Below are 26756 nucleotides of genomic sequence, written 5' to 3'. Positions count from 1 at the left end.
CCGTCGTGCGTTAAACCGCGTTGCGAGGCCCGCTCTGCAGGGTATTTCGAGGTTTTGGGGTGCAGAGCGGGCCTCGCAACGTGAGGGCTAAGCCCGTTCCCAGCCCGCTACTCAGTTGTTGGCCAGCGACGAGTCAGCGGGCCAACGACGGGCGTGCTTCGAGCAGGGGTCGTTGACCCGCGTTGCGAGGCCCGCTCTGCGGGATATTTCGAGGTTTTGGGGCGCAGAGCAGGCCTCGCAATGGGGGACGTCAGCGGGTAGGCACCGGGCCGGTCGATTCGCGGACCACGAGGCGGCAGGGGACCATCGTTTCCTTGGTGGTTTCCGCCCCCGCCCTGTCGGCGCCCTCGAGAGCGTCCAGCAGAGTGGTCATGGCGGCTCGACCCATTTCCCGCAACGGCAGGGCCATGGTGGTGAGGGCGGGGACCATGGTGTCGGCAATCCGTGTCTCGTCGTCGTAGCCCATGATGGAGAGGTCGGTGGGAACGTTCAGCCCCAGGCGTGCGGCAGCGAGGGCCACTCCGACGGCCAGGCGGTCGTTCGCGCACATGATGGCCGTGGGCCGATCAGACGGGGACACGCCGTCGAGCAGTTTCATGGCCCCGTGGTAACCGGCATCGATATCCCAGCCGGCCATGTGGATGCGGCCCTCGCTGGCATTGAGTCCTGCTGTGGCGAACGCGTCCCGGTAGCCTTGCACGCGCAGGGGAGCGGCGGGTGAGTCCGAAGAACCGGCAAGCAGGGCAATATCCGTGTGGCCCATTTGCAGGAGATGATCCGTCGCCTCCCTGCCGCCAGTAACCTCATCCGGGATGACGTGGTGGAGCTGTGGCTCAGGGTGGGCGTCGTAGCAATTTGCCAAGACAGACGGGACGCGAAGCATTCCCTGCGGGACCTCGATAGGCTTCAGCCCCACTGTCACGTACATGAGCCCGTCCACTTGGCGGTCCAGGAGTGTCTCGATGGCGCTCGCATCCCGGGCAGTATCGCGCTCGGTGTCCATGACCACGGTGACAAAACCGCGGCTCCGGGCGACGTCGTCAGCGCCGCCGATGATGTTGCCATCGAAAGGGCTGACCACCACTTCGTCGGACAGAATACCGATGACCCGGGAACGCTGGTTCCGCAGGCTCAACGCAATGGCGTTGGGGGAGTAGTTGAGCTCCTGGGCCGCCTGCCGGATCCGGTCCTGGCTTTCCTTGGCCACGTTGCCGTCGCCGCGGCCGTTAAGTACCAGCGAGACCGCGCTCCGGGAAACTCCCGCCCTCTTGGCGACGTCCAGGGCGGTGGCCTTGCGGTTCATGAGAACGTCCTTCCGTGCGTGTTCCCTGCAGTCTACCTAACGCGTGTGAGGGTACGTATCCCGGACCGTTGGCCCCAAGGAGGGAGAGCTAAGTGGTGACCGAGTAGCCCAGCTGGTTGTACATGGACTGCATCATGTTGGACGTCCAGAAACCTGCAATCACCATGGTGAGTACGAACACCGCGATGGTGATCCAAATCGGCCACAGCCCCCGCTTTGGGGCAACCTTGTTGACGATCACCGACCGGCCAATCACGTAAACAGCCGCGTTGAGAAACGCCCAAGCCCAGTGGAAAGGACGCTCGACGCCGGACTTCAGCAGGCGCTGACGGTCCAGGTAGGCGAAAAACACCGAGAGGCCATAGGCGACGAGGCTCGACCCCATGAGCAGGAAATACGCGGGGGTGTAGATAGAGAACGGATCGATGGTGGTGGTGCCCTGGCGGGTAGTGATCATCCGGAACTCCGGCTGCCAGAAGAGCATGAAAATCACGGAGACCAGCGGCAACAAAGTGATCACCCAAATGAAGGGGTTATAAACAGGTGTCCCTTCACTGAGTCGTGGGCGTTGCGGCGCAAAGGCTGGTTGGTACTGCATCTGGCGCGGAGCCTGGTTGGCTGTCCACGCGTGGCCATCCCACCACCGGACAAACCTGGGGTCCGAAGGGTCCGGGTACCAACCGGCAGGTGTTGCAGAACCGGGCATTGATTGAGTCATGATTCCCCCGCATTGAGTCGTGACTTCGAGAATATCGCGGTTGCCGTCTCTCGGTTGCCAGAAGGCCCTCCCCAGACGTCGTGTGGCGGTGTATGCATGGAACATGAGCTTCTTCGACGACCTCCCCGAGCCGCCGTCGCGGCCACGCCAACCCCAGCCCATCCGCCCGGGATGGTTCGGGCCGCCGTCGGACGAACTGCCGGGCATCGTGCCCGTAGGGGGTTTTCTTTACCGAAGCACCAGCGCCGTGGTGGCGGTGAAGATGGTGGAGGTCTACTCCACTGGCTGTTTGTTGGATGTCACGTGGTCCGTGCGTCGTGGAGACGAATCGGACCAAGAGTGGCGGGACATCGCGGAGCAAAGCTTCAGCCGGCCGGGACTGCCTGGAATCATGTTCGGGGTTTCGCTCGCTGACGGAAGGAAGGCGATTGCCGCCCATCCCACGCCGTCCATGCTGGAAGAGTCCGACGACGTATCAGGACCTGTCCTCACGCACCGGGGAGGCGGCGGAGGCAGTGCCGGGGATGAACAAGTGGATGGTTCTGTGCAGTTCTGGTTGTGGCCGCTGCCTGTTGAGGGCGACACCCGCATCGTGGCCAAATGGGACGAACTGGGGGTTCCGGAAAGCTCCTTGGTCTTGTCCGGGACGCGGTTGGCGGATGCCCTTGGAAGCGTACAGAACTACTGGGACGTTTGAGTTGTCCACATAGACCGACTGGCCATCATTTGGCGCGGAAAGCCGCCGGTACAGTGGCATTATGTCTGCAAGCCTTCCTGAACTCGAAGAACTCCTGGACTCCGCCCACGTAGTGTCGCTGCCCATGCGCGTGAAGTTCCGCGGGATCATGCAGCGCGAAACCCTCCTGTTGCAAGGGCCGCGCGGCTGGGGAGAGTTCTGCCCCTTCCCGGAATACGACGACGACGAATCGTCCCGCTGGTTGGCCGCCGCCTTGGAAGCGGGCTGGCTAGGGTTTCCGGAAGCGCTGCGGGAAAAAATTCCAGTGAACGCCACAGTCCCCGCAGTTTCGGCTGACCGCGTCCCCGGGGTACTCGCCCGGTTCGGTCGCGTCGATGCAGTCAAGATCAAAGTTGCTGAAAAAGGACAGCACATCTCCGATGATCTGGCGCGGGTAGCTGCCGTGCGCCAGGCCCTTCCGGGTGCTGCCATCAGAGTGGACGCAAACGGGGGCTGGGACGTAGACCAGGCAGTAGACGCTCTGGGGAAGCTATCAGCTGTCGGCTTGGAGTACGCAGAACAACCCGTTCCAACCATTGACGGTTTGGCGGAAGTCCGCCGCAGGCTCTCATCCGCGGGGACGCCGGTCCTGATCGCCGCGGACGAGAGTGTTCGCAAGGAAGAGGACCCCCTGCGCGTGGCACGGGCCGGGGCTGCCGACCTCATCGTGGTGAAGGTCGCCCCACTCGGGGGAGTGCGCAGAGCCTTGGACATTGTCCAGCAAGCCGGGCTTCCCGCCGTCGTCAGTTCAGCGCTCGACACCTCCGTAGGTATCCGTGCGGGCCTTGCCCTCGCGGCCGCCCTTCCTTCGCTGCCATACGCCTGCGGTTTGGGCACCGTTTCGCTGTTTGCCTCCGACATCACCCGGGACCCGCTGGTGGCCGACGACGGCGCCATACAGTTGCGTGAAACGCACGCCGATCCCGGACTCCTGGAGCAGTACGCAGCTTCCGGGGAGCGCCGGGACTGGTGGCTGGACCGCCTGCGACGCGTCCACTCCGTCCTGGCGCGAGACCACCACCGTTTGTTCACCCAGCCTTAACCAGAGCGACCTCCCAGATTCGGATTCCGCTGAAAAGCTCAACGGGAACCTCGTACACCCTCTGGAAGGTCACCCCCATGTCTGAAACCACCGGACGCACGTTCCCGCTGCTCCCCATGCTCGGCCACACTAAAGGCAAGCGCAGCCCAGTCACGTGTGCCCTGAAATGCGATAACGCCTGCTCTGGCGATGTCTGCAACACCAGCACCAACGGCTACTTCAGGGACATCGCCTCAGCGGCCATGTCCCGCCGCGCCGCACTGGGCCTCGGCGCAGCGGGTGCGCTCGCCGTCGTGTTCGGCGGTGCCATAGGTGGCGCTGATAGCGCCACCGCCGACCCGGGCAACGGGCTCTCCGATGCCGCCAAGAAGGGCTTCGACAAGTCCAAGCTCAAGTTCACCGCGATCAAGCCGGTCGACGCCGCCGTCGACGCCTTTACCGTTCCTGAGGGTTTCGGCTGGAACCCGATCATCCGTTGGGGTGACCCGTTGTTCGCCGATTCACCGGCCTTCGACATCACCAAGCAGACAGCAGCCGCCCAGGCCCGTCAGTTTGGCTACAACAACGACTACACGGACATCATCCCGATCCCCGACTCCAAGGACCGCCGTGCCGTACTCTTCACCAACCACGAGTACACCAACGAGAACATCATGCTTCCGGTGGGCTTCAACGCGGCCGAGGCCCGTGCCATCGGCCGCGCTGCCCATGGGCTGGCAGTTGTGGAGTTGGAGCGCAAGAACAAGAACAAGCCGTGGAGCTACGTCCAGGGCGCAGCCCTCAACCGCCGCTTCCTCACCGACACTGTGTACGAACTGACCGGTCCTGCGGCTGGCACCAACCTTGTCAAGACCATCGACGACCCCGCGGGCCGTTGGATCAAGGGCACCTTGGGCAACTGTTCCGGTGGCACCACCCCGTGGGGCACCATCCTCTCGGGTGAGGAAAACTTCAACGGCTACTTTGCGGCCCCTGGAACCAGCGACGCCGACAAGCGCTATGGTCTGTCGGCGAAGGCAACCGCCCGTCAGTGGGAGCTCGACGAGCCGCGCTTTGACACACGCAATGCCGGATACGCCAACGAAAGCAACCGCTTTGGCTGGATCGTGGAAGTGGACCCCTTCGACCCCACCTCCACACCAAGGAAGCACTCCGCCATGGGCCGCTTCAAGCACGAAGGCGCCAACGTCATTGTTGCCCCCGACGGCCGCGTCGTGGCCTACATGGGTGACGATGAGCGCTTTGACTACCTCTACAAGTTCGTCTCCAAGGGCAAATACCAGGCGGGCGACTCCAAGGCGGCCCGGAAGAACAACATGGGCCTTCTCTCCGAGGGCGACCTGTACGTCGCCCGCTTTACAGGCGACTCACCTGCAGCGGAGATTGATGGCACCGGCAAGGTTCCCGCCGACGGTGCTTTCGATGGTTCGGGTGAATGGTTGCCGCTGGTCGTTGGCGGCGTATCGGCGGTTCCGGGCATGTCCGTGGCAGAGGTCCTGGTGTACACCCGCCTGGCCGCCGACAAGGTTGGCCCCACCAAGATGGACCGCTGCGAAGACGTTCAGCCAAACCTGCTCACCGGCAAGGTCTACGTTGCCTGCACCAACAACTCTGACCGCGGCAAGGCCGGCAAGGAAGGCGCCACGGAGGTCAACCCGCGCACGCTGAACCGCGACGGCCACATTGTCGAAATCACCGAAGGCAAGGACCAAGTGGGCACCAAGTTCAACTGGACGCTACTGCTGGTTGCCGGCGACCCCGCCAAGAACACCTCCACCTACTTCTCCGGTTTCCCGGCAGATAAGGTGTCGCCGATTTCGTGCCCCGACAACGTGGCATTCGACTCCGTTGGCAACCTCTGGATCTCCACGGACGGCGCCCCGTCCACCATCGGCTACAACGACGGTCTGTTCAAGGTCACCTTGGAAGGCCCGGAGCGCGGCAAGGTGGAGCAGTTCCTGGCCGTGCCCCGCGACGCCGAAACCTGTGGTCCGATCGTCCACGACGAAGAGCGCACTGTGTTCGTCGCGGTCCAGCACCCGGGAGAAGAAGGCACATTTGACGCGCCCCACTCCTACTTCCCGGACTATGTTGCTGCAGGTGCGCCGGTCCCCGCCGGTGCGGTGCGGGCGCCCCGTCCTGCGATCGTGCAGGTTTTCCGCAAGTAACTGAAACCCCGAACGCTCCCTTATCTCCCGGAGATAGGGGAGCGTTTCTGCACCCCGAGCGCTTGCTCACTTTCCGGACCTCTGGCAGGTTCCGGGTCCGCGGCGTATGGTCAGTCGCACCATGACTGAACAGCAGCCCTACGACCTGGTCCGGCGTTATCCCCACTTCGAACTACGTAGGTATCCCAGGCATGTTCTCGCGGAGGTACAAGTGCACACGGCTTTTGACCGTGCCCCAAATGAGGCCTTCCGTTACCTCTTCAACTACATCAGCGGAAGCAACAAGGCCCGGCGAAAGCTGTCCATGACCGCACCTGTCCTCCAAGAGAGCGCATCGTCCGAGGAAATGGTCATGACGGCGCCGGTTCTGCAGAGCGGTCCCATCCCGGGAGGCGGAGACGAAGACTACGTCGTGGCTTTCGTCCTGCCGTCCGGAGTGACAGCGGCTGATGCCCCTGTCCCCGACGAACCCAGGGTCAAAATCCGTGAGGTACCGGGGTCGTTGACAGCCGCGGTCCGGTTCACTGGAAATGGATCAACGACGGCCTTTCAACGACACAGTGTCGCGCTGCTGGAGGCACTCCAGTTGGCTGGCCTGAAGCCCGTAGGGGCTGCCAGGTTCGCGCGTTTCGATCCTCCCTTCAAGCCGTGGTTCCTTCGGCACAACGAGGTCGTGATCGACGTCGAAGAACCCTAAGGCACCCGCACCTGAGTGAGGGTTCGGGGGAAGGGGCCGGGACGTGAGTGAGGGTTTGTGCGAAGGGGCCGGGACGTGAGTGAGGGTTTGGGTGCTGCGTCCGCCAATAGACTGGAACGGTGACTTCACAGGACTCTCTGACTTCCATCGCCGCCGCCCGGATCGCCGTTACTGCATTGCTCGACGGCGGCGTGCGGCACGCGGTGGTGGCCCCCGGCTCGCGGTCGGCTCCCATGGCCTACGCCCTCGCCGAGGCAGAAGCGGCGGGGCGGGTTCGCCTTCATGTCCGGATCGACGAGCGTGGCGCCGGCTTCACCGCACTGGGCTTGGCGCTCTCCACTGAAGCCCCGGTCGCCGTCCTGACCACCTCGGGAACAGCCGTAGGGAACCTCCTTCCCGCTGTGATGGAAGCCAACCACTCGGCCGTTCCCGTGGTGGTCATTTCCGCGGACCGTCCCGAGGAACTGCACGGCACCGGGGCGAACCAGACAACCATCCAACTGGACATTTTTGGCGATCACGTGCGCTTCGCCGTCGACGTCGCTGCCGGGGACAACCCGCAGAAGGCAGTCGCCACGGCTCTGTATGCCGCCACCGGCGCGCTGGAGGACACACCGCCAGGCCCGGTCCAGGTGAACATCGCGTTCCGCGATCCGCTGACTCCCGGAACCGGGGATGCCTTGCCGGATACGCAGGGGCACGGCGTGTTCCATTACGACGCCGGTCCCCAGGCTCTGGATCTTCCGCCGGCGTCCGGAGATCTCGCCGAGCGACGGACCGTAGTCCTCGCAGGTCACGACGCCGGCCCTGTGGCAGAGGCCTTCGCACGTGCCCACGGCCTGCCGTTACTCGCAGAGCCGTCCTCGAACGCCCGCTTTGGCCCCAATGCGGTCGGCCCGTACCGTGTGTTGCTGGAGCACTTTGGTCCCGGGTCACCTGCGCCCATCGAACGCGTTGTCCTTTTTGGCCGGGCCACCCTGTCCCGCCCCGTGGCCGCACTGCTGGCTCGCGAATCGGTGGAATCAGCGATCTACCAACCCGTCCCGGTCGCTTGGTACGAAGCCGGCCGACGCCGCGAAACGCCCATCGAAACCCTCCCGGAACTGGCCGCTTTCGCAGGTCGCGGCTCGGTTGAATGGCTGGATTCCTGGCTTCTCGCCGGCGCCGCAGCCCAACATGCGCTGGATGGCGTGCTCGCGGAGGAGACCGTTGCCAACGGTCCGTCCGTAGGAGCCACCGTCTGGGAACACGCCCGCGGCCAGTTGGTCCTCGGTTCCTCCAACGGCATCCGCGACGTGGATCTCGCTGGCCAACCGCATCAGGCCCCGATCTCCACCGTTTACGCCAACCGTGGCCTAGCCGGCATCGATGGCACCATCGCCACAGCTACCGGCATCGCACTGGGCAGTGGACGCGAAACCACCGTTCTCTTGGGCGATGTCACCTTCCTGCACGACGCCGGTGGCCTGCTCCTGGGCCATGGTGAGCCGACGCCGGACCTCCGCATCGTGGTGCTCAACGACTCCGGTGGTGCCATCTTCGCTCTCTTGGAACACGGTGCCGTGGAAGACTCAGGCGCGTACGGCACCGCCGTCGAACGCCTCTTTGGTACCCCGCACTCAGTGGACATCGCGGCACTCGCTGCGGCGTACGGCGTCGGGCACCTGGCTGTAAGTACGACGGCGGAACTCGCCGACGCACTCACGTCTCCGCTGAAGGGACGCACCATTGTGGAGGTGTGCGTGGACCGGGCAGGCTTGCGGGCGCTCCATGCCCGGATCAAGGAAGCCATCAACGCCGCCGTGGGCCACGGAAACTGACCTTTGCCACGGAAACTGACGAGGGCCACCCAAATTTGGGTGTCGTCAGTCCGTTATCCGGGCACTCAGCAGTTCGGGTGGCGAGCCGCGGGTTGTCCACATAGGCCAACTCTCCCCTCGAACCGCAGCAGCCTTCGACGAAGACTGTTGGCATGCGAAGGCTACCCAAACTCATTCTCGCCAAGGATCTGTCCATCCTCGGGGGCGATTCCAGACAACTGTCCATGGATGCGAAGGCCGGAAAGCTCGTTCGCATCAGGCACGGTGTCTACGTCCATGCCCCTCAATGGCAGAAGCTGGAGACCTGGGAACGGTACGCCCTGAATGTAGAAGCGGCAGCAGAGTGCTTGTCGGCTCCAACTATCTTCTCGCATCACTCGGCGGCGTCGATCCATGAAATCCCCACTATCCTGCGCCACCAGCCTGTCCATGCCCTGACCACTTACGCCGGAGGAGGCCGTTCGCGTGCGGGGGTGAGACGCCACTTAGTAGCCGCAGGAAGCGAGCGGGCCCAGGTGGTCAACGGATTCCTGGTCACGGACCGGATTCGGACGGTCTTGGATATCGCTGCGTCAGTTCCGTTTGCCGAGGCCGTTGTCCCGGTGGATTTCCTGCTGAACAGAAAGCGAAACTCCCAGCCAATGACCAAGGAGCAGCTTTTGGATGGCATCAGCGGCACTTACTCCAAAGCAGCGGTCAGGCGAGTCACTGCGGCGGTAAATTTTGGCGCCGGAAACTCTGGTTCACCCGGCGAATCCTATGCCCGCGCCTTGATACACGTCCTCGGGTTCGAGATGCCCCTGCTGCAGTATGCGGTGAATACCACGAGGGGAATGGTGTATACGGACTACTACTGGGAGGGGGTTGGGTTGGTTGGAGAGTTCGACGGCCGCGAAAAATACGTGAAGCCGGAGTACTTGAAGGGACGCACGCCTTCGCAAGTAGTGATCGAAGAGAAGGCCCGCGAAGACGCCATACGCGCCACGGGCCGAAGAGTGTTCCGGCTGGTGTGGAGCGACCTGACGGTGAGCAAGCTGGAACGCGCGCTTGAGGCGGCCGGGGTTCCCCGTCGCCGTCGTGCTTCTGCAGGCCACCCAAATTCGTAGCTGAACCAGAAACGGGAGGGCGACACCCAAATGTGGGTGTCGCCCTCCCGTTTCTGTGGCGCCAATCAATATGCGCGGCGCCAGCGTTGAAACGAAGGGTCTACGCTTCCTCGACACCGATGTGCGTCGGGTCCAGGACGCGGCGCAGGAATTCCTTGGTGCGCGGCTGGGTGGGAGCACTAATAACGTGTTCGGCCGGGCCTTCTTCCACCACAACGCCGGCGTCCATGAAGACAACGCGGTCGGCGACTTCGCGGGCGAAGCCCATCTCGTGCGTGACCACCAACATGGTCATGCCTTCCTGCGCCAGTTTGCGCATGACAGCCAGGACATCGCCTACGGTTTCGGGGTCCAACGCGGACGTGGGCTCATCGAAGAGCATGAGTTGCGGGTCCATGGACAGTGCCCTGGCGATCGCGACGCGCTGCTGCTGGCCGCCGGAAAGCTGGTCCGGGAAACGGTCAGCCAAGTGTCCCAAGCCCACGCGCTCGAGGTTATGGCGGGCCACATCCGCGGCCTCGGACTTGGAACGCTTGAGGACCTTCATCTGCGAGATGGTGCAGTTGTCCAGCACGCTGAGGTGGGGGAACAAGTTGAAGTGCTGGAACACCATCCCAACGCTCTGGCGCATCTTGTTGAGATCAACATCGGGATCAGTTGCTTCAAACTTGCCCACGTTGATGGTGCCCGCGTTGGGCTGCTCCAGCAAGTTTACGCAGCGCAGGAGCGTGGACTTGCCTGAGCCTGAAGGCCCGATCAGGCAAACCACCTGGCCAGGTTCCACGGTGAGCGAGATGCCCTTGAGGACCTCGTTGCTGCCGTAGGACTTGCGCAGGTCCTTGATGTCCACGCCAGCGGCGCGAACGGTGCTGTTTACGACGTCGTTCATGACTGTCCTGCCTATCGCTTCGTCCGCGCGGAGCGGCTTTCGAACTTCCGTGCCAGGAGGCTCAAGGGGATGGTGATGACCAGGTAGAAGGCACCTGCCACGAGCAGCGGGGTCAGGCCCGCGCCGAGGCTGGAGATGCCATCGCGGCCGAACTTGGTGAGCTCGTACTGGGACGCCGTGAGGCCCAGGACGTAGATCAACGATGAGTCCTTGGTTAGCAGGATGATCTCGTTGGTCAGCGGGGGCAGGACGATCTTGAATGCCTGGGGAATCACGATTGAAACCATGGCGCGCCAATGCGGCATGCCCAGTGATCGGGCCGCTTCCATCTGGCCCTTAGGCACGGCCTGAAGACCGGCGCGGAGGGTCTCAGCGATGTACGCGGACGCCACCATGCCCAGCGAAACCATGACCACGATGTTGACATCCCACTGGACACCGAAAGCCAGCGGAACACCGTAGCCAAAGGCGATGAACACCAACAGTGCAGGAACGCCGCGGAAGAACTCGATGTAGCCCGTTGCGAGCCAGCGGTACAGCGGGAAGGAGGAGAGCTTCATCAGGGCAAGCAGAAGGCCGCCTGACAAACCCACCACGAAGGCCAACGCTGTGTAGATAAGGGTGTTCTTCAGGCCCACCAGGAAGATGTCCGGGAACATCGGCCCGATCTTGGCGAAGTTGAAGACGCTGTTGCCAACAGTCTTCCAGTCGACGGCAAGGATCACCGCGGCCAGGACCACTACGAAGATTCCGGCTTGGACGTACAGGCTGACTTTGGCTCGTTGACGTGCAGTCATTGCCATGGTGTTCTCACATTCGTGTTGCGCAGGTGGGCCCCGAAACAGCGTGTCGTTTCGGGGCCCGCCTGTGTGGATGTCGGGAGCTACTTGGAGGTTTCGCCGAACCAGGTGCTCTGGAACTTCTTCATGGAGCCATCGTCCGTGAGGCGCTTGAGTGTGGCGTTCACGGCATCTGCCATTGCAGTGTTGCCCTTCTTGATGGAGATGCCCAACTTCTCGCCCGTTGCGTAGTCTTCGACGCGCTTGAGGTTGGAGTCGTCCTTGATGGCGTAGCCCAGGACGGACTGGTTGCCGACCGCGGCGTCGATGGTGCCGGCCTTGAGTGCCTGGACCAGGAGGCCGGAATCTTCGAACTGCTGTGCGTCAATTCCCTTGTCCTTGGCGTACTGGGCGCCGGTGGTGGCCTGCTGCACGCCAACCTTCTTGCCCTTCGCGCCGTCGATGTTGCTGATGCCCGAGGAGGACGTGGCAACGAGGGTCAGGTCGTCATCCAGGTACGGGTTGGAGAAGTCCATCACGTTCTTGCGGACGTCGGTGATGGAGATCGAGGAGATGGAGACGTCGCACCCGGTCAACGCGGTGCCGGTCTCGATGGCTTCGAAGGAGCTGTCCACCACGTTGAGTTCGGTCTTGGTGTCCTTGGCGATTTCCGCGGCGATGTCCATATCGAAGCCGACGATCTTGCCGTCCTTCTGGAACTCGAACGGCTCGTAGGGAACATCCGAGCACACCGTAAGCTTGCCGGCGTTGATGAGCTTGAGGCCGGAGTCGTTGGAGGCTGCCGGGGTGGACGAGCCGCCACAAGCGGTCAAGGCCAGGGCGCCGGCTGCGAGCACAGCGGCCATCTTGGTGCCGGACAGAACCGAACGGGAGATCTGCATGTTGTTTACCTTTTGTTGCGGTGGATGCTGAACTGAGTCGGTTTTAGTGTAGCGCCGAACATGAGATGTGCATCACAGGAAACGAAGTTTCACTATTAGATAACTAGTTTACGCACTTATCAACCGCCAAAAGGGATGTGCTGTCCGGGATCCCAGATTCAGCGCCGGATACCTAAAGCCTCGAGCATTGGCCGGAATTTAGCCCAGGTTTCCGCCAGCTCGGCCTCCGGCTGCGATCCCTCCACAATGCCGCAACCTGCGTACAGGCGGACCGTGTTGGCGTCCTCGATAACGGCTCCGCGAAGCGCGATGCCCCATTCACCGTTGCCCGCAGCATCCAGCCAACCGACGGGCCCGGCATACGGGCCCCGGTCCAGATGCTCAAGCTTGCGAATCAAAGCTCCCGCTACCAGCGTGGGCGTTCCGCACACTGCAGCCGTGGGATGCAGCGCGTTGATCAAGGCCAGGCATGTAGGGACGTGTCCCTCGATGTCAGCCAACTCTGCCTTTACGTCCGAGGCCAGGTGCCAAACATTGGGCAGCTCCAGAATGAACGGCTCGCTGTGCGAATTCATCGCCTCGGAGAACGGAGCCAACTGCCGCGTCAAGGAATCAATCGCGATTTCGTGTTCGTGGCGCTGCTTATCCGAACCTGCAAGGACCCGCTCGGCGTACTCCATGGGGGAACCGTCCATGCCGTCAGCGTCGCGACGGTCCAGGGTGCCCGCCAGCACGCGCGCCTGCGCCGTGCGGCCTTCCACCTGAATGAGCATTTCCGGAGTGGCGCCCACCAGGCCATCAACTCCGTACGTCCAGCATTCCCGGTACCTGGCTGCGAGCTGGCGAAGAACCTCGGCGGCGTTGACGCCATCCGGGAGGGTGGCTACGACGTCGCGTGCCAACACGAGTTTCTCCAACTTGCCGGCGCGGATCTCCTCCACGCCGTCGGCCACTGCCTGCATCCAGGCCGATTCGCTCAGGGAACCGTGGCTGAGGTGACCGGCGCCGTCCGCAGCGACAGTGTCCGGTGAGGGCCCGACGTCGGACCTTCCTTCCGCTGAATCCTCACCGTTCGGCTCACCACCGCTCAGCCAATAGTCAACAGAAGCGAGGACGCCCGCCTCGGTGAGTTCGCCGTCGTCGAACGTAAGTTGGGTTGCCCACGCGCGGCCGTCACGGATGCCAACCACTAACTCCGGGAGGATCAAGCGCGAGACGTGCGGGGACGTTTTGGAGAAGGCGAAGGAACCGAAAGCCACCGGGCCAGTGCCGGGCAACTCCACCTGGTCCGTGATTTCCGCCTCAAGAATGAGGTGCCGCCACCAGATGTCGGCCTCAAGGAAGCGCTCAGGACCGGTGGCGTTGAAGCGGGTCAGCTCGCCGAAGCCAACCAAGCCGGCTTCGCGGCGGGACCAGCAAAGCACATCATCCCGCACCAGAAACGACGGCAGCCCCCCGGAGGATGATTCAACATCGAGGGGGACTGTCAAGGTGCGGAGCGTGCTGGTCATGATGGAACAACAGTACTCCCGCCCGCAGCCAGAATCTGAGCCGACTTCTACAGCGCAGCAAAGTCGGCGGAATGTCTGAGACAATTACAGGGTGAACCGAGCATCCTTGGAAAAGCGTCCGGACGAAGTTGCGACGATGTTTGATGATGTCGCCCCAAAATACGACGTCGTGAATGATGTCCTGTCCATGGGGCAGACCCGGCGGTGGCGCCGGATCGTGGTGGACGCCATGGACGTCAAGGTAGGCCAGAAGGTCCTGGACCTCGCCGCCGGAACGGGAACTTCCAGCGAACCGTACGCGGACGCAGGCGTTGACGTCGTGGCGTGCGACTTTTCCCTGGGCATGCTCAAAGTGGGTAAGCGCCGCCGCCCGGACATCGATTTCATAGCAGGCGACGCCACCAACCTGCCGTTCGCGGACAACAGCTTTGACGCATCCACCATCTCCTTCGGCCTGCGCAACGTCGTGGAACCGCGCAAGGCCCTCGAGGAGATGCTGCGCGTGACCAAGCCCGGCGGCCGGCTGGTCATCGCCGAGTTCTCACACCCTGTGGTCCCGCTGTGGCGCAACCTCTACACGGAGTACCTGATGCGCGCGCTTCCGGCCATCGCCACCAAGGTTTCCTCCAACCCGGATGCCTACGTTTACCTCGCCGAGTCCATCCGCGCCTGGCCGGACCAGGACCACTTGGCCCAGTGGCTCAGCGACGCCGGCTGGACTGACGTTACCTACCGCAACCTCAGCGGCGGCATCGTTGCTGTGCACCGCGCGCAGAAGCCCGCCGAGCACCGCGAAAGTGTCCCCGTAGCCAAGCTTCGCCGCCAGATAAAGCCGCGCCACCAGGCCGGCTAGCTCGTACTGCCTGCTGATTTAGGACGACGTGAAAGTACTGATTGTTGGCGCGGGCCCGGCCGGGTCCACCGCCGCGTATTACCTCGCCCAGGCGGGCATTGACGTCACGGTGCTGGAAAAGACTTCATTCCCCCGTGAAAAGGTCTGCGGCGACGGACTCACCCCGCGGGCTGTCCGGGAAATCCAGAAGCTCGGCCTCCCGCACGCAGTCGAGGAAGGTTGGCGCCGCAACAAGGGCCTCCGCCTCATTGCGGGCGGCCGCACCATCGAGCTGCCCTGGCCCGAGGTCGCCGACTTTCCCACGTACGGCCTGATCCGGACGCGTCTCGGTTTCGACGAAGACCTGGCCCGTCACGCCCAGTCCACGGGCGCCGTCGTGCTTGAACACCACAGCGTCACCTCAGCACTGACCGCCGACGACGGCCGCGTTATCGGTGTACGCGCTGCCATCCTCGACGAGTCCGGACGCAAGACGGGCGAAACGCGCGACTTCCATGCCGACGTCGTTCTTGCCGCAGACGGTAACTCAACGAGAACCGCTGTGTCGCTGGGTATGCACAAACGCGACGACCGTCCGCTGGGTGTTGCCGTGCGCACTTACTTCACGTCGCCCCGGCACGAAGACGACTGGATGGAAGGCTGGCTTGAACTGCCTGGCAAGTCAGGCAAGCCGCTCCCGGGCTACGGGTGGGTTTTCGGTGTTGGCGACGGCACCTCCAACGTTGGCCTCGGCATCCTGAACTCCTCCAAGGAATTCGGCAAGCTCGACTACAAGCAGGTCCTGCGCGAATGGACCGCCGGCATGCCCTCCCATTGGGGCTTTACGCCCGAGAACCAGGTGGGGGAGATCCGCGGCGCCGCACTGCCCATGGGCTTCAACCGCACCCCGCACTACTCGCCCGGGCTGCTCCTGCTGGGCGACGCCGGCGGAATGGTGTCCCCGTTCAACGGCGAGGGCATCTCCTACGCCATGGAGTCCGCCCGGTTCGCGGCCGAGTTCATCATCGATGCGTCCTCCCGCTCGGTATCGGCAGGTTGGAACACGCACGACGCCGACGCGCACCTTTCGCGGTACGCGGACTATGTACGGGACCAGTGGGGATCGCACTTCACACTCGGACGGCTCTTCGCTTCCTTGATTGGCAAACCGGCCGTCATGAAGCTTGCACTACGCACGGGAATGCCGATTCCGGTGCTGATGCGGTTCGTGGTCCGTATGCTCGCGAACCTCACCGACCCGTCCGCCAAGGGCTTCGAAGACCGCGTGATCCGGGTACTCGAAATGCTGGTTCCGGCGACGTCCAACACTTCTTCGTCCGGCGCGCTGACCGCAGCCGGCTCCGACACCGCGGTTTCCGCAACAACTAGTTAGGGTTAACCCGTGACGAACTCTGCCGAACATAGTTGGACGCATGCCGGGCACGGCTTGCCTGACTCCAACGAGCCTTCCCTGAACACCACAGCGATTGCAACGGGACTCCAGCTGCCCGCCGGTTTCGCTGCCATCGCAGGGGACGCCGAACTCGGCCCCGCCATCACCAACAATCTTGCCCGGGTGGAGAAGAAGCTTCGCGAAGCCATCTCCAACTCGGATCCCTTGGCTGACGCGACGTCGCGTCACTTGGTTGAAGCCGGTGGCAAACGCATCCGACCGCTCCTCACACTGCTGTGCGCGCACCTCGGCGATGCTTCGCGCCCCGAGGTTGTGCAGGCTGCGGTGGTGGTTGAGCTTACGCACCTGGCCACGCTCTACCACGACGACGTGATGGACTCTGCTCCGTTCCGCCGCGGGGCTCCCACGGCCCACGAAGTATGGGGCAACTCCGTGGCCATCCTCACCGGTGACCTCATCTTCGCCCGCGCCTCCATTCTCGTCTCCGAACTTGGCTCGCGTGCGCTGGGTATCCAGGCCCGGACTTTCGAACGCCTCTGCCTCGGCCAATTGCACGAAACCGTGGGGCCGCGCGAGGACGAAGATCCCGTGGAGCACTACCTTTCCGTCATCGCAGACAAGACCGGATCGCTGGTTGCGGCGTCCGGGCAGCTTGGAGCGATCTTTGCTGGTGCCGATGAGTCCTTCGAGGACTTGCTGGTTGAATACGGTGAAAAGGTTGGCGTGGCTTTCCAGCTTGCCGACGACGTCATCGACGTCACCGGAGTGAAGGTCAAGTCCGGCAAGTCCCCTGGCACCGACCTGCGTGAAGGCGTTCCCACGCTGCCTGTACTTTTGTTGCGCCGCGATGCCGCAGCGGGGGACTCGTCTGCCGCCGAACTCCTCACACTGATCGACGGCGACCTGTCCTCCGATTCGGCTTTGGCTGAGGCCGTGGCCGGCCTGCGTGAACACCCCGTCACCAACGAGTCGTGGAAAATCGCGCGCCAATGGTCCGCCGAGGCAGTCGCTGCACTCGCGCCCCTGCCGGAAGGCGTGGTGAAGGCGTCGCTGACCAACTTCGCCCACGCTGTGGTGGACCGCAGCAGCTAAGTTTGCGTTGGTTGCGCAGGCGTCCGGTCTTTGTAGACCGGGCGCCTGTTTTGTTGTCGGGATGCCTGATGCAGGCAATTCGTCGTCGTGAAACTCGTACCTCCACCACCTACTTTGGGGGCTTGAGGGCGACGGCTTGCCCGTTGTTGCGGCGTGTTGGCCTGCTGGTGGAATCAAAGTGGGTGGTGGCCGCGCGCGGCCCAACTGGAAGCTTCCGGAAAAAGGAATGGCCCCGGTTCGTTGCAACGTTACGAGTCATACGCTGCACCGAACCGGGACCACAATCTCCGTTCGCATCAGACCCACCGGAGGCATTTAGTGGATCCGTGAAAAGCTTATGACAATCCTGTCACATATGCAACTCTTTGCGTCAACGGTTTTTTCTTATCTGCCGTGCGATTTACAGCGAATCGCCGAGCCTCCACCACCCACTTTGAACCGCAGAGGGCCGGGACTCGCCGGAATTTAGTGCGCCATTGCCTCCTGGGCTTCCGAAATAGGTGGGGAAGGGGCACAGAAGTTGTCCACATATGGGGCATAGCCACCCCAGTCAGGCTGACTATGGGCCAATCCTTGGCCTATGGACGTCTCACAATTCCTGGTCAGCCGCCATGGCGCGGCAAGGACCGAAACCCTCCGTAAGGCCGGATTTACTCGACGAGCCCTGACTAAGGCTGTCAACGATGGGGCTATCGCTCGCCTACACCGAGGTGTTTACACCTCGGCGAATGCGGATCCCGACGTTGTTGCAGCGTTCCGCGCCGATGGCCTGCTCACCTGCGTCTCGGCAGCCCGGTTCTATGGTCTATGGATTCTTGAGAATGCCGAGCAGCTCCATCTGAGCTGCAGCACTGGCCTTGCGCGGCGGCGCGTGGTGCATCACGGGGCCTGCACGCACCCTGTGCATCCCTATCTTCCTGTGGCAGGTGTTGGCGACGTGCTCCTGCACGCTATGCGATGCCTGCCTGAATTGGAGGCTTTGGTCATGGCGCAAAGCGCCGTAAGCCAAGCGTTCTTGTCCACCGGGTTCCTGCGGCGGAAACTCCCCGGAAACCGGAACGGAAAAGTCAGGGCTGTTCTGGACTTGGTCTTGCCGCGGGCCGACTCACTCTTGGAGGTGCTGGCTCACACCCACTTCACGAGGGCTGGTCTACTGGTCCAGATGCACGTGGACGTGCCCGGGGTGGGCGAAGTCGACTGCCTGATCAACGGGTGCGTGATGGTTGAACTCGACGGTGCAACCCATTTCGAACCGAAGCAGGTGAAGAAGGACCAATATCGGAACAACGCCGGCCTCCGAGGCGGACTTATCCCGTTGCGTTACTACTATGCCGATGTTGTGTACAACCCACAACGAATGGTGGACGAAGTCCTGGATGTGCTCAGGAACTGGGAGGACGGCCGCTATAGTCCGTTCCGGTACATAGCCAGCCCGCCGCCGTCGTGAATTCGCATCACGCTTGTACCGCCACCACCGACTTTGACCGCCACCCTTCAGCACCACACCCCCTTGGGCGGCGTGTCAGGGGGAATGCCACATCAAAGTGGGTGGTGGCCGACCACAGGTCACAACGAAAACAGCCCCTTTCCTGACCAGGAAGTCAGGAAAGGGGCTGCTACGCCTGCAAATCAGTCTTCGTCGTTGAACGCCCACTCGAACATGTCGAACACGAACTCGGAGAACGTGCCTTCCTCGCTCTTCCACTGGCCGCGGGCGTTGTTGCGGCGCCAGACGATGGGGTCCGGGACACCGAGATCGGCGGTGCGGAAGCCCCAGGTGAACTGCTCGTCTTCATCCTCAAGGAACATGAGGAAACCTTCGTCATCGACCTCGAGTTCCTCGGGGTCCCAGAAATAGTGGTAGGCCTCCATGAGGTCCTCGCAACCGCCGATGGCCAGGTAGAACTCGCGGAGAACCAGCGGGATGGTGAAGGAGTGGTCGGCGAGGGCTTCGTCCAGTTCGGCGGGCGTGAGTCCGTCTTCTTCCTGCCATTCATCCTCGAGATACTTTGGGACCAGCGCACGGAACTTCTCGAGGAACATGTCAGTCATGCTCTTATCCTAGCTAATCCCGGAGGCCTGAAATTGCGCCTCCACCGGTCCCGGCGCGGTGCCAACCACGGACGGCCAACGGCACGTACCAGCTGCGTCGCCATGCCGTCACCCGGAAAGCGAAAACAACAGCGGCAATGACACAAGCTGTCAGCCCACTGAACAGGCCAAGGTGCCACATCAGCGTGGTCAGGCCGGCGCCTACGAAGGCAGGCAGCGCATAGATATCGCGGTTGTTGAACAGCGTAGGGATTTCGTTTGCCGTGATGTCCCGGAGCAAGCCGCCGCCCACACCCGTGGTGACACCCAACAGGATGGCGGCTACCGGGTTCATGCCCGCGCTGATCGCCTTCAGGGTGCCGGTGATGCAGAACAAGGCGAGCCCGCCGGCGTCGAACAGCGTCAAAAGCGAGGTGAACCGCTGGACTGACGAGAACAGATAGTAGACCAGCATCGCTGCAAGCAGCGGCGGCGCCAAATAAGCGGGATTCGTGAAGGCGATCGGGGGGCCGGCGTTGATGACGATGTCGCGGATCACCCCGCCGCCCAGGGCCGCAATGGAGGCAAGGAGTATCGAACCAACAAAGTCGAACTGCTTCCGGGCGGCCAACAAGGAGCCGGACACGGCAAAAAAGAACACGCCTATGAGGTCAAGCCAGAGAAGAACAATGTCAATGGAAATCAAGTGGACTGGTTCTTTCTTAATGTGCTTCACAACAGGTGCTGGCTCAACGTTACGCTAGCTCCCATGAACAGCCCCGTTTTGATCGCCTGCGCCCACGGAACCCGCAACGCTGAGGGCCAGGCAGCCATCCGCCAGGTCATGGCCGAGATCGGGGAACTCCGTCCCGGGCTGAAGGTGGTTGAGGCCTACGTAGACGTTCAGGAACCCGAACTGGGCGGCGTGGTGGAGGGCCTGCCCGAGGGGACCGCCGCCGTCGTCGTACCGCTTTTGCTGTCCACTGGCTTCCACATCAAGGTGGACGTCCCCAAGGCCATCAAGCCGAGGCCGGAGGTAGTGGCCGCCAGGCCGCTGGGCCCGGACCCGCGCCTGGCTGAGTTGTTGGCCACTCACTTGCGCGCGGCGGGGCTAAAGGAGAACGACGGCGTGCTGCTGGCCGCCGCTGGATCCTCCCTTCCGGACGGCTCGGTTGATTCGGAGGAGCAGGCGCGGTTGCTCGCGGAATTGCTGCCGAACAAGGTGCGGGTGGCCTATGGTGCCAGCGCGCAGCCAACAGTGCCCGACGGCGTCGCCTCCTTGCGCGCGGAACTCGCCAAGGATGGGGGAGCAGGCAGGGTCTTCATTGCGTCATACCTGCTGGCCACCGGCTACTTCCACGATCAGCTGGCGAAAGCCGGCGCGGACGTTGTTGCGGCTCCCTTGCTGCCGTCGAAGGTGCTCGCGGAGATCGCGCTGGAACGCTACGACGCAGTGTTGGAAAGGCTCTCCTAACCTTTATTTGCGCGGAATTGGGCCCGAAAAGGACTGCACGAAACGGGCCCCCGGGACAAGGCCACTGGCGTGTTCGTGACGAAATGTTTCCCTAGGTGACTTAGCATTTCCGGACCTTTGCTGGCGAAATCTGGCCAGACCTACAGTCGATGTATGACAGATACAGCTGTAGCCGGTGCGTCGGCTGACACCGCCAAGCGTCCGGCACGCACCCGCCCTGCCGCCAAGCCCCACGGTCAGTGGAAGGTTGACGGCACCGCGCCCCTCAATGCCAACGAAACCTGGAAGCAGGAAGACAACGGATTGAATGTCCGTGAGCGTATTGAGTCTGTCTACTCCAAAGAAGGCTTTGATTCGATCGACGGCACGGACCTTCACGGCCGCTTCCGTTGGTGGGGCCTCTACACCCAGCGCAAGCCCGGGATCGACGGCGGCAAGACGGCAACACTTGAACCGCACGAGCTCGAAGACAAGTACTTCATGCTGCGCGTGCGCATCGACGGCGGTGCACTCACTACTGAGCAGCTCCGGGTCATCGGCCAGATCTCCGTGGACTTCGCCCGCGGCTCGGCTGACCTGACGGACCGTCAGAACATTCAGCTGCACTGGATCCGTGTTGAGGACGTGCCGGAGATCTGGCGCCGCCTTGAAGGTATTGGACTGTCCACCACAGAGGCTTGCGGCGATGTTCCCCGCGTTATCCTCGGCTCCCCAGTTGCGGGCATCGCCAAGGACGAGATCATCGATCCCACGCCGCTGATCCACGAACTCGCCGAGCGATTCATCGGCGACCCCGAGCTGGCCAACCTGCCGCGCAAGTACAAGACCGCCATCACCGGCCACCCCTCCCAGGACGTGGTGCACGAGATCAACGACTTCGCCTTGGTGGGAGTTGTCCACCCCGAACTTGGTGCCGGCTACGACCTCTGGGTTGGCGGCGGCTTGTCCACCAACCCCCGCCTGGCCGAACGCCTCGGTGTGTTCGTCTCCGCCGACGTCGCCGCTGAAGTGTGGCTGGGCGTCACCAGCATTTTCCGCGACTACGGTTACCGCCGCATGCGTACCAAGGCCCGCCTGAAGTTCCTCATGAACGACTGGGGTCCGGCCAAGTTCCGCCAGATCCTTGAAGACGAATACCTCGGCTTCAAGCTCCCGGACGGCCCCGCCGCTCCCAAGCCCACCGCTCCCGGTGACCACATCGGCGTCCACGAGCAGAAGGACGGCAAGTTCTTCATCGGCGTCACCCCGACTGTAGGCCGCACGTCCGGCGAGGCCTTGGTTCAGTTGGCTGACACTCTGGAGAAGCACGGCAGCTACCGCCTGCGCACTACGCCGCACCAGAAGCTTGTCATCCTGGACGTCGCCAAGGAGCAGGTGGAACCCCTGATCGCCGAACTGGACACCCTGGGCCTCTCCGCCCGGCCGTCCGTATTCCGCCGCGGCACCATTGCCTGCACGGGCATCGAGTTCTGCAAGCTGGCCATCGTGGAAACCAAGGTCACGGCAGCAACGGCCATCGCTGAGCTGGAACGCCGCCTGGCCGACCTCGTGGAGACCAAGCAGCTGCCGTCGGCACTGTCCCTCCACATCAATGGGTGCCCCAACTCCTGCGCACGCATCCAGACGGCCGATATCGGTCTGAAGGGCATGATGCTGCCAACGCCCGACGGCGACCCCACCCCGGGTTTCCAGGTCCACCTCGGTGGCGGGTTGGCCAACAACGAGCGCGAGGAAGCCGGCCTTGGGCGCACTGTCCGCGGCCTCAAAGTCACAGTGGAAGACCTGCCCGATTACGTGGAGCGCGTGGTCCGCAAGTTCGTCGCCGTCGGCGCCGAGGGCCAGACCTTCGCTGAGTGGGCACACACCGCAGATGAAGGAGATCTCCAATGACAGATCCCGTCACCATCACCAACCTCGCCGCTGCGGCAGCCCGGCCGGCACTGCGTTCCCATGAAGAGCTCAAGGCACTTGCTGAGGCCGGCGCCGCAGAGCTCGGCTGGAACGCCTCCGCCACCGAAGCCATCGCCTGGGTGGCCCGCAACTTTGAGCTGCCCACCGTGACGGTGGCCTGCTCCATGGCCGACGCCGTCCTGCCGGCGTTGGTCGCGGACCAGCTTCCCGGCGTCGACGTCTTGTTCCTGGAAACCGGCTACCACTTCAAGGAGACGTACGACACCCGCAACGAAGTTGCCGCGAACCTGCGCGTCAACGTGGTGGATGTCCTCCCGGAAACCACCGTGGAACAGCAGGACCGACTGCTCGGCAAGGACCTGTTCGCCCGCGACCCCGCCCAGTGCTGCGCCCTCCGCAAGGTCCAGCCGCTGCGCCGCTCACTGGCCGGCTACGAGGTGTGGTTCACCGGTGTCCGCCGCGACGAGGCACCCACCCGGACCAACACTCCGGTTGTCACCTGGGACGAGGGCTTCGGCCTGGTCAAAGTGAACCCGATGGTCGACTGGACCTTTGATCAGCTGATCGAGTACTCCGAAGACAACATCCTTCCCGTGAACCCCCTCCTGAGCCAGGGCTACCCGTCCATCGGCTGCCAGCCCTGCACCCGCCAGGTTGCCCCGGGTGAAGACCCCCGTGCCGGCCGCTGGGCAGGATCCGACAAGACAGAATGCGGACTACACACATGAGCACCCAAACAACGTCAACGGACGCCTACGCAGCAGATGCCGCCCCCGCCCCTTCGCTGGACGACAATGCTGCAAGCAGCATTGCGTCCAGCTTCGACAGGCCCGATGCCACTCCCGGGGCGGCAGCTGCTGCTTCGGCTTTGGAGTCGACCCGTCTCTCAAGCCTGGACACCCTCGAGTCCGAAGCCATTCACATCATCCGCGAGGTTGTTGCCGAGTTCGAGAAGCCTGCGCTGCTGTTCTCCGGTGGCAAGGATTCCGTAGTCATGCTGCACCTGGCCACCAAGGCGTTCTGGCCGGGCAAGGTTCCCTTCCCCGTGCTGCACGTGGACACGGGTCACAACTTCCCGGAGGTCATCGACTTCCGCGACCGCACTGTTGAGCGCCTCGGCTTGAAGCTTGTTGTCGGCTCGGTCCAGGAATTCATCGACCGCGGCGAACTGGCTGAGCGTGCCGACGGTACCCGCAACCCGCTGCAGACCGTTCCGCTGCTGGATGCGATCCAGCGCAACAAGTTCGACGCCGTGTTCGGCGGCGGCCGCCGTGACGAGGACAAGGCCCGTGCCAAGGAGCGCATCCTGAGCCTCCGCGACGAATTTGGCCAGTGGGACCCGCGCAACCAGCGTCCTGAACTGTGGAACCTGTACAACGGCCGCCACACTGTGGGCCAGCACGTCCGTGCGTTCCCCATCAGCAACTGGACCGAGCTGGACATCTGGCGCTACATCGAGCGCGAGAACATCGAGCTCCCCAGCCTCTACTACGCCCATGAGCGCGAAGTATTCGCCCGCGACGGCATGTGGCGCGCGGTGGGCGAAGTCTCCCAGCCGCTGCCCAACGAGGACGTCATCACCAAACTGGTGCGCTACCGCACGGTGGGGGACATGTCCTGCACAGGTGCTGTCGAGTCCGATGCCCGCACCGTGGCCGACGTCGTTGTTGAAGTCGCTGCCTCCACCCTGACCGAACGTGGCGCCACCCGAGCAGATGACCGCATCTCCGAGGCAGCCATGGAAGACCGCAAGAAGGACGGCTACTTCTAAATGAGCACCGAAACACTGGCAGCCGGGTTGGAAACAGCCCTGCCCACCACCCTCTTCCGTTTCGCTACTGCCGGCTCGGTGGATGACGGCAAGTCCACTCTGGTGGGTCGCCTCCTTCACGATTCCAAGGCGATTCTTGCCGACACGCTCGACGCCGTTGCCCGCACCTCTGCGGACCGTGGCTTCGGAGGCGAAAAGGGCGGGATCGACCTCGCCCTCCTAACCGATGGCCTGCGTGCCGAGCGTGAGCAGGGCATCACCATCGATGTCGCTTACCGCTACTTCGCCACCGACCGCCGCAGCTTCATCCTGGCGGACTGCCCGGGCCACGTTCAGTACACCAAGAACACGGTGACCGGCGCGTCCACTGCGGATGCCGTCGTCGTACTTATTGACGCCCGCAAGGGTGTCCTTGAGCAGACGCGCCGCCACCTGTCCGTGCTGCAGTTGCTGCGCGTTGCCCACGTGATCGTGGCCGTGAACAAGATCGACCTGGTCGATTTCAGCGAGCAGGTGTTCCGCGACATCGAGGCCGATGTCCAGAAGGTTGCCCGCGAGCTGGGCCTTGGTTCCGACGGCGTCGCGGACCTGCTGGTGGTCCCCGTCTCCGCCCTGGACGGCGACAACGTGGTGGACCGCTCGGAGCGCACCCCTTGGTACACCGGTCCTGCGCTGTTGGAAGTCCTCGAGACCCTCCCGGCCGCTGACGAGCTGGAGGCCGAACTGGAGAGCTTCCGCTTCCCGGTCCAGCTGGTGATCCGTCCGCAGGGTGCCCTTGCTCCTGACGCTGTTGCTGCCGGGCTCGATGTGGAGGCGTACCGCGATTACCGTGCCTACGCGGGCCAGATCACCGAAGGGTCGGTCAAGGTTGGCGACGAAGTGAGTGTCATCAGCCCGGGCCACGAACCGCGCACCACCACGGTGATTGGCATCGACTTCGCCGGTCAGTCGTTGGACGAGGCCGCAGCTCCGCAGTCGGTGGCTGTTCGCTTGGCTGATGAGATCGACATCGCCCGTGGCGACACCATCGCCGCTGCGGGCACGGTCCGCGAAAGCACTGCAGACCTGTATGCGTCGCTGGCCTGGCTCTCGCCGAAGCCGCTCCGCGAAGGCCAGAAGGTCTTGGTGAAGCACGGTACGCGCACGGTCCAGGCACTGGTCCGCAACGTCACCGGCAAGCTGGATCTCGCCACCTTCAACGTGGAGCCGGCGTCCAACCTGGAGCTCAACGACATTGGACATGCACAGCTCCGCCTGTCTGCTCCGTTGCCGTTGGAGAACTACCTGCACCACCGCCGCACCGGCGCTTTCCTGGTAATCGACCCCATCGACGGCAACACCCTTGCCGCCGGTTTGGTGAAGGACCACCCGGGCGACCACGAAGACGAACGTTACGTCATCTAGGTTCACACGTAGTCACAAAACCGCAGCTTGTTCGCGACTCCTCACGTTGTACGGCGGGAACTTCGAACAAGCTGCGGTTTTCTTTTTGGAAGGCCCCATGCCACAGAACACTGCCCTCAGCACACTCCTCGACGCCGGCAAAGACTTGGTCTTGGACGGCGCCCTGGCCACGGAATTGGAGGCGCACGGCTGCGATCTTGAGGATCCGTTGTGGTCGGCCAAGGTCCTGCTGGAGCAGCCGCACCTGATCAAGAAGGTTCACCGCGACTACTTCGACGCCGGTGCCTCCGTGGCGATCACGGCCAGTTACCAAGCCACTCCGCAGGGTTTCGCGCGGCGCGGATTGTCCGTTGAAGAGTCGTTGGAGCTGGTGGCTTTGAGCGTCCGGTTGGCGGACGAAGCACGGCAGGAAGCCTTGGCGGAGGGCACCGCTAATGGCCCGCTGCTGGTGGCCGGTTCAGTTGGCCCCTATGGCGCGTACCTTGCCGATGGCTCCGAGTACCGTGGCGATTACACGCTTTCTGCCGCGGAATTCCGGGACTTCCACCGACCCCGCATCGCCGCGCTGGTAGAGGCCGGTGCGGATTTCCTGGCGTGCGAGACGCTGCCGTCGTACGCCGAAGCGGAGGCGCTGTTGGCGCTCGTGGCGGAGTTCGACGTCGAATCCTGGTTCACTTTTACGCTGCGGGACAGCGGCCATATCAGTGACGGGAGGCCGCTGGCGCAGGTGGCTGCGCTGCTTGGCGCGGAACCGCGCGTGGCCGCCGTCGGGGTCAATTGTGTGCCGCTTGAACTGGTGACCACAGCGTTGGGCACCCTGCAGAAAGCCACCGATGCGCCTCTGGTCGCGTACCCGAATTCGGGCGAAATCTACGACGCCGTGACCAAGACGTGGAGCCCGGCACCGGGTGTTCCGGGGAGCGGAACATTGGCCGGCAACGCAGCTGTTTGGCAGGGCAAGGGAGGCCGCCTCATAGGTGGCTGCTGCCGCACAACTCCGCGCGACATTGAAGCCCTCGCGGCGAATGTGACGCCACGTGAACCTGCGTGAACCTTGATTTCTACGGGATTGAAGCCGAAATATGACAGTCCCTACTGTGAAGGCATGACCTCTCCGGAACGGTCCTTGCTTGCCCACGACGGGCGATGTCACGGG

Annotated in this window: 24 protein-coding genes; 16 read left to right on the top strand and 8 right to left on the bottom strand. The window is 63.3% G+C overall.

The window, feature by feature from the left end; translation table 11 throughout:
* Positions 1-250 precede the first annotated feature (250 nt).
* Positions 251-1303 carry a LacI family DNA-binding transcriptional regulator gene (locus J2Y68_RS09485; RefSeq protein WP_309992554.1) on the bottom strand — a complete coding sequence of 351 codons (1053 nt, stop codon included), beginning with the start codon at positions 1301-1303 and terminating at the stop codon, positions 251-253.
* Positions 1304-1391: 88 nt separating this feature from the next.
* Entirely contained in the window at positions 1392-2021 is a 630-nt protein-coding gene (locus J2Y68_RS09480; protein ID WP_309992551.1) for a DUF2510 domain-containing protein, read from the bottom strand.
* A gap of 103 nt (positions 2022-2124) precedes the next feature.
* Between J2Y68_RS09480 and J2Y68_RS09475 the strand changes: the two genes are divergently transcribed.
* The 6 genes from J2Y68_RS09475 (at position 2125) to J2Y68_RS09450 (ending at position 9590) form a co-directional block, all read left to right on the top strand.
* Positions 2125-2718 (top strand): hypothetical protein, encoded by a 594-nt coding sequence (locus J2Y68_RS09475; RefSeq protein WP_309992547.1) that lies wholly within the window; start codon positions 2125-2127, stop codon positions 2716-2718.
* 61 nt (positions 2719-2779) lie between these two features.
* The gene (locus J2Y68_RS09470; protein WP_309992546.1) at positions 2780-3799 is read left to right on the top strand and encodes an o-succinylbenzoate synthase; all 1020 of its coding nucleotides are present in this window, start codon (positions 2780-2782) and stop codon (positions 3797-3799) included.
* A gap of 77 nt (positions 3800-3876) precedes the next feature.
* A complete protein-coding gene (locus J2Y68_RS09465; RefSeq protein ID WP_309992544.1) occupies positions 3877-5967 on the top strand; it encodes a PhoX family protein in 2091 nt (696 codons plus the stop codon).
* Between the two features lie 121 nt (positions 5968-6088).
* Positions 6089-6664 (top strand): SOUL family heme-binding protein, encoded by a 576-nt coding sequence (locus J2Y68_RS09460; protein ID WP_309992543.1) that lies wholly within the window; start codon positions 6089-6091, stop codon positions 6662-6664.
* Positions 6665-6783: 119 nt separating this feature from the next.
* Positions 6784-8484 carry a 2-succinyl-5-enolpyruvyl-6-hydroxy-3-cyclohexene-1-carboxylic-acid synthase gene (menD, locus tag J2Y68_RS09455; protein ID WP_309992542.1) on the top strand — a complete coding sequence of 567 codons (1701 nt, stop codon included), beginning with the start codon at positions 6784-6786 and terminating at the stop codon, positions 8482-8484.
* 152 nt (positions 8485-8636) lie between these two features.
* Positions 8637-9590: a hypothetical protein gene (locus J2Y68_RS09450; RefSeq protein WP_309992539.1), complete on the top strand. Its 954-nt coding sequence runs from the start codon at positions 8637-8639 to the stop codon at positions 9588-9590.
* A gap of 100 nt (positions 9591-9690) precedes the next feature.
* Here J2Y68_RS09450 and J2Y68_RS09445 read toward each other — a convergent pair whose 3' ends face one another.
* The 4 genes from J2Y68_RS09445 to J2Y68_RS09430 all read right to left on the bottom strand — a co-directional run bounded on the left by J2Y68_RS09445 (position 9691) and on the right by J2Y68_RS09430 (position 13671).
* Positions 9691-10479, bottom strand: a complete 789-nt coding sequence (locus J2Y68_RS09445; protein WP_309992537.1) for an amino acid ABC transporter ATP-binding protein — start codon at positions 10477-10479, stop codon at positions 9691-9693.
* A gap of 11 nt (positions 10480-10490) precedes the next feature.
* The gene (locus J2Y68_RS09440; protein WP_211711986.1) at positions 10491-11282 is read right to left on the bottom strand and encodes an amino acid ABC transporter permease; all 792 of its coding nucleotides are present in this window, start codon (positions 11280-11282) and stop codon (positions 10491-10493) included.
* A gap of 80 nt (positions 11283-11362) precedes the next feature.
* Positions 11363-12160, bottom strand: a complete 798-nt coding sequence (locus tag J2Y68_RS09435; protein ID WP_309992532.1) for an ABC transporter substrate-binding protein — start codon at positions 12158-12160, stop codon at positions 11363-11365.
* A 158-nt stretch (positions 12161-12318) separates the two neighbouring features.
* Positions 12319-13671, bottom strand: a complete 1353-nt coding sequence (locus tag J2Y68_RS09430) for an isochorismate synthase (protein ID WP_309992530.1) — start codon at positions 13669-13671, stop codon at positions 12319-12321.
* Positions 13672-13762: 91 nt separating this feature from the next.
* Between J2Y68_RS09430 and J2Y68_RS09425 the strand changes: the two genes are divergently transcribed.
* The 4 genes from J2Y68_RS09425 to J2Y68_RS09410 all read left to right on the top strand — a co-directional run bounded on the left by J2Y68_RS09425 (position 13763) and on the right by J2Y68_RS09410 (position 18456).
* Positions 13763-14524 (top strand): demethylmenaquinone methyltransferase, encoded by a 762-nt coding sequence (locus J2Y68_RS09425; RefSeq protein ID WP_211711989.1) that lies wholly within the window; start codon positions 13763-13765, stop codon positions 14522-14524.
* A gap of 28 nt (positions 14525-14552) precedes the next feature.
* Positions 14553-15896, top strand: coding sequence for a geranylgeranyl reductase family protein (locus J2Y68_RS09420; protein ID WP_309992527.1), 1344 nt, complete (start codon positions 14553-14555; stop codon positions 15894-15896).
* 9 nt (positions 15897-15905) lie between these two features.
* Positions 15906-17009, top strand: coding sequence for a polyprenyl synthetase family protein (locus J2Y68_RS09415; protein ID WP_309992524.1), 1104 nt, complete (start codon positions 15906-15908; stop codon positions 17007-17009).
* 580 nt (positions 17010-17589) lie between these two features.
* The gene (locus J2Y68_RS09410; RefSeq protein ID WP_309992522.1) at positions 17590-18456 is read left to right on the top strand and encodes a type IV toxin-antitoxin system AbiEi family antitoxin domain-containing protein; all 867 of its coding nucleotides are present in this window, start codon (positions 17590-17592) and stop codon (positions 18454-18456) included.
* Positions 18457-18638: 182 nt separating this feature from the next.
* Here the strand turns inward: J2Y68_RS09410 and J2Y68_RS09405 are convergent, their stop codons facing one another.
* Both J2Y68_RS09405 and J2Y68_RS09400 read right to left on the bottom strand, forming a co-directional pair.
* On the bottom strand, positions 18639-19061 hold the full coding sequence (locus J2Y68_RS09405) for a hypothetical protein (protein WP_309992520.1): 423 nt from the start codon (positions 19059-19061) through the stop codon (positions 18639-18641).
* 13 nt (positions 19062-19074) lie between these two features.
* A complete protein-coding gene (locus J2Y68_RS09400) occupies positions 19075-19746 on the bottom strand; it encodes a trimeric intracellular cation channel family protein (protein ID WP_309992518.1) in 672 nt (223 codons plus the stop codon).
* Here J2Y68_RS09400 and J2Y68_RS09395 point away from each other — a divergent pair, their 5' ends adjacent.
* From J2Y68_RS09395 to mmuM, 6 genes are all read left to right on the top strand, one after another.
* Positions 19747-20514 (top strand): sirohydrochlorin chelatase, encoded by a 768-nt coding sequence (locus J2Y68_RS09395; RefSeq protein WP_309992516.1) that lies wholly within the window; start codon positions 19747-19749, stop codon positions 20512-20514.
* A gap of 153 nt (positions 20515-20667) precedes the next feature.
* The gene (locus J2Y68_RS09390) at positions 20668-22404 is read left to right on the top strand and encodes a nitrite/sulfite reductase (protein WP_309992514.1); all 1737 of its coding nucleotides are present in this window, start codon (positions 20668-20670) and stop codon (positions 22402-22404) included.
* The gene (locus tag J2Y68_RS09385) at positions 22401-23153 is read left to right on the top strand and encodes a phosphoadenylyl-sulfate reductase (protein WP_309992512.1); all 753 of its coding nucleotides are present in this window, start codon (positions 22401-22403) and stop codon (positions 23151-23153) included. The genes J2Y68_RS09390 and J2Y68_RS09385 overlap by 4 nt, the downstream gene beginning before the upstream one ends.
* Positions 23150-24196, top strand: a complete 1047-nt coding sequence (cysD, locus tag J2Y68_RS09380; RefSeq protein WP_309992509.1) for a sulfate adenylyltransferase subunit CysD — start codon at positions 23150-23152, stop codon at positions 24194-24196. Before J2Y68_RS09385 ends, cysD begins: the two co-directional genes overlap by 4 nt.
* On the top strand, positions 24197-25600 hold the full coding sequence (locus J2Y68_RS09375) for a sulfate adenylyltransferase subunit 1 (RefSeq protein WP_309992507.1): 1404 nt from the start codon (positions 24197-24199) through the stop codon (positions 25598-25600). It abuts the gene before it with no gap.
* 97 nt (positions 25601-25697) lie between these two features.
* Entirely contained in the window at positions 25698-26651 is a 954-nt protein-coding gene (gene mmuM / locus J2Y68_RS09370) for a homocysteine S-methyltransferase (RefSeq protein WP_309992506.1), read from the top strand.
* Positions 26652-26756: the final 105 nt, after the last annotated feature.

The organism is Paenarthrobacter nitroguajacolicus, assembly GCF_031455195.1.
GTDB classification, from domain to species: domain Bacteria; phylum Actinomycetota; class Actinomycetes; order Actinomycetales; family Micrococcaceae; genus Arthrobacter; species Arthrobacter nitroguajacolicus_D.
The sequence above is the reverse complement of the archived record's forward strand: the minus strand, read 5'-3'. Positions and strand labels throughout refer to the sequence as shown.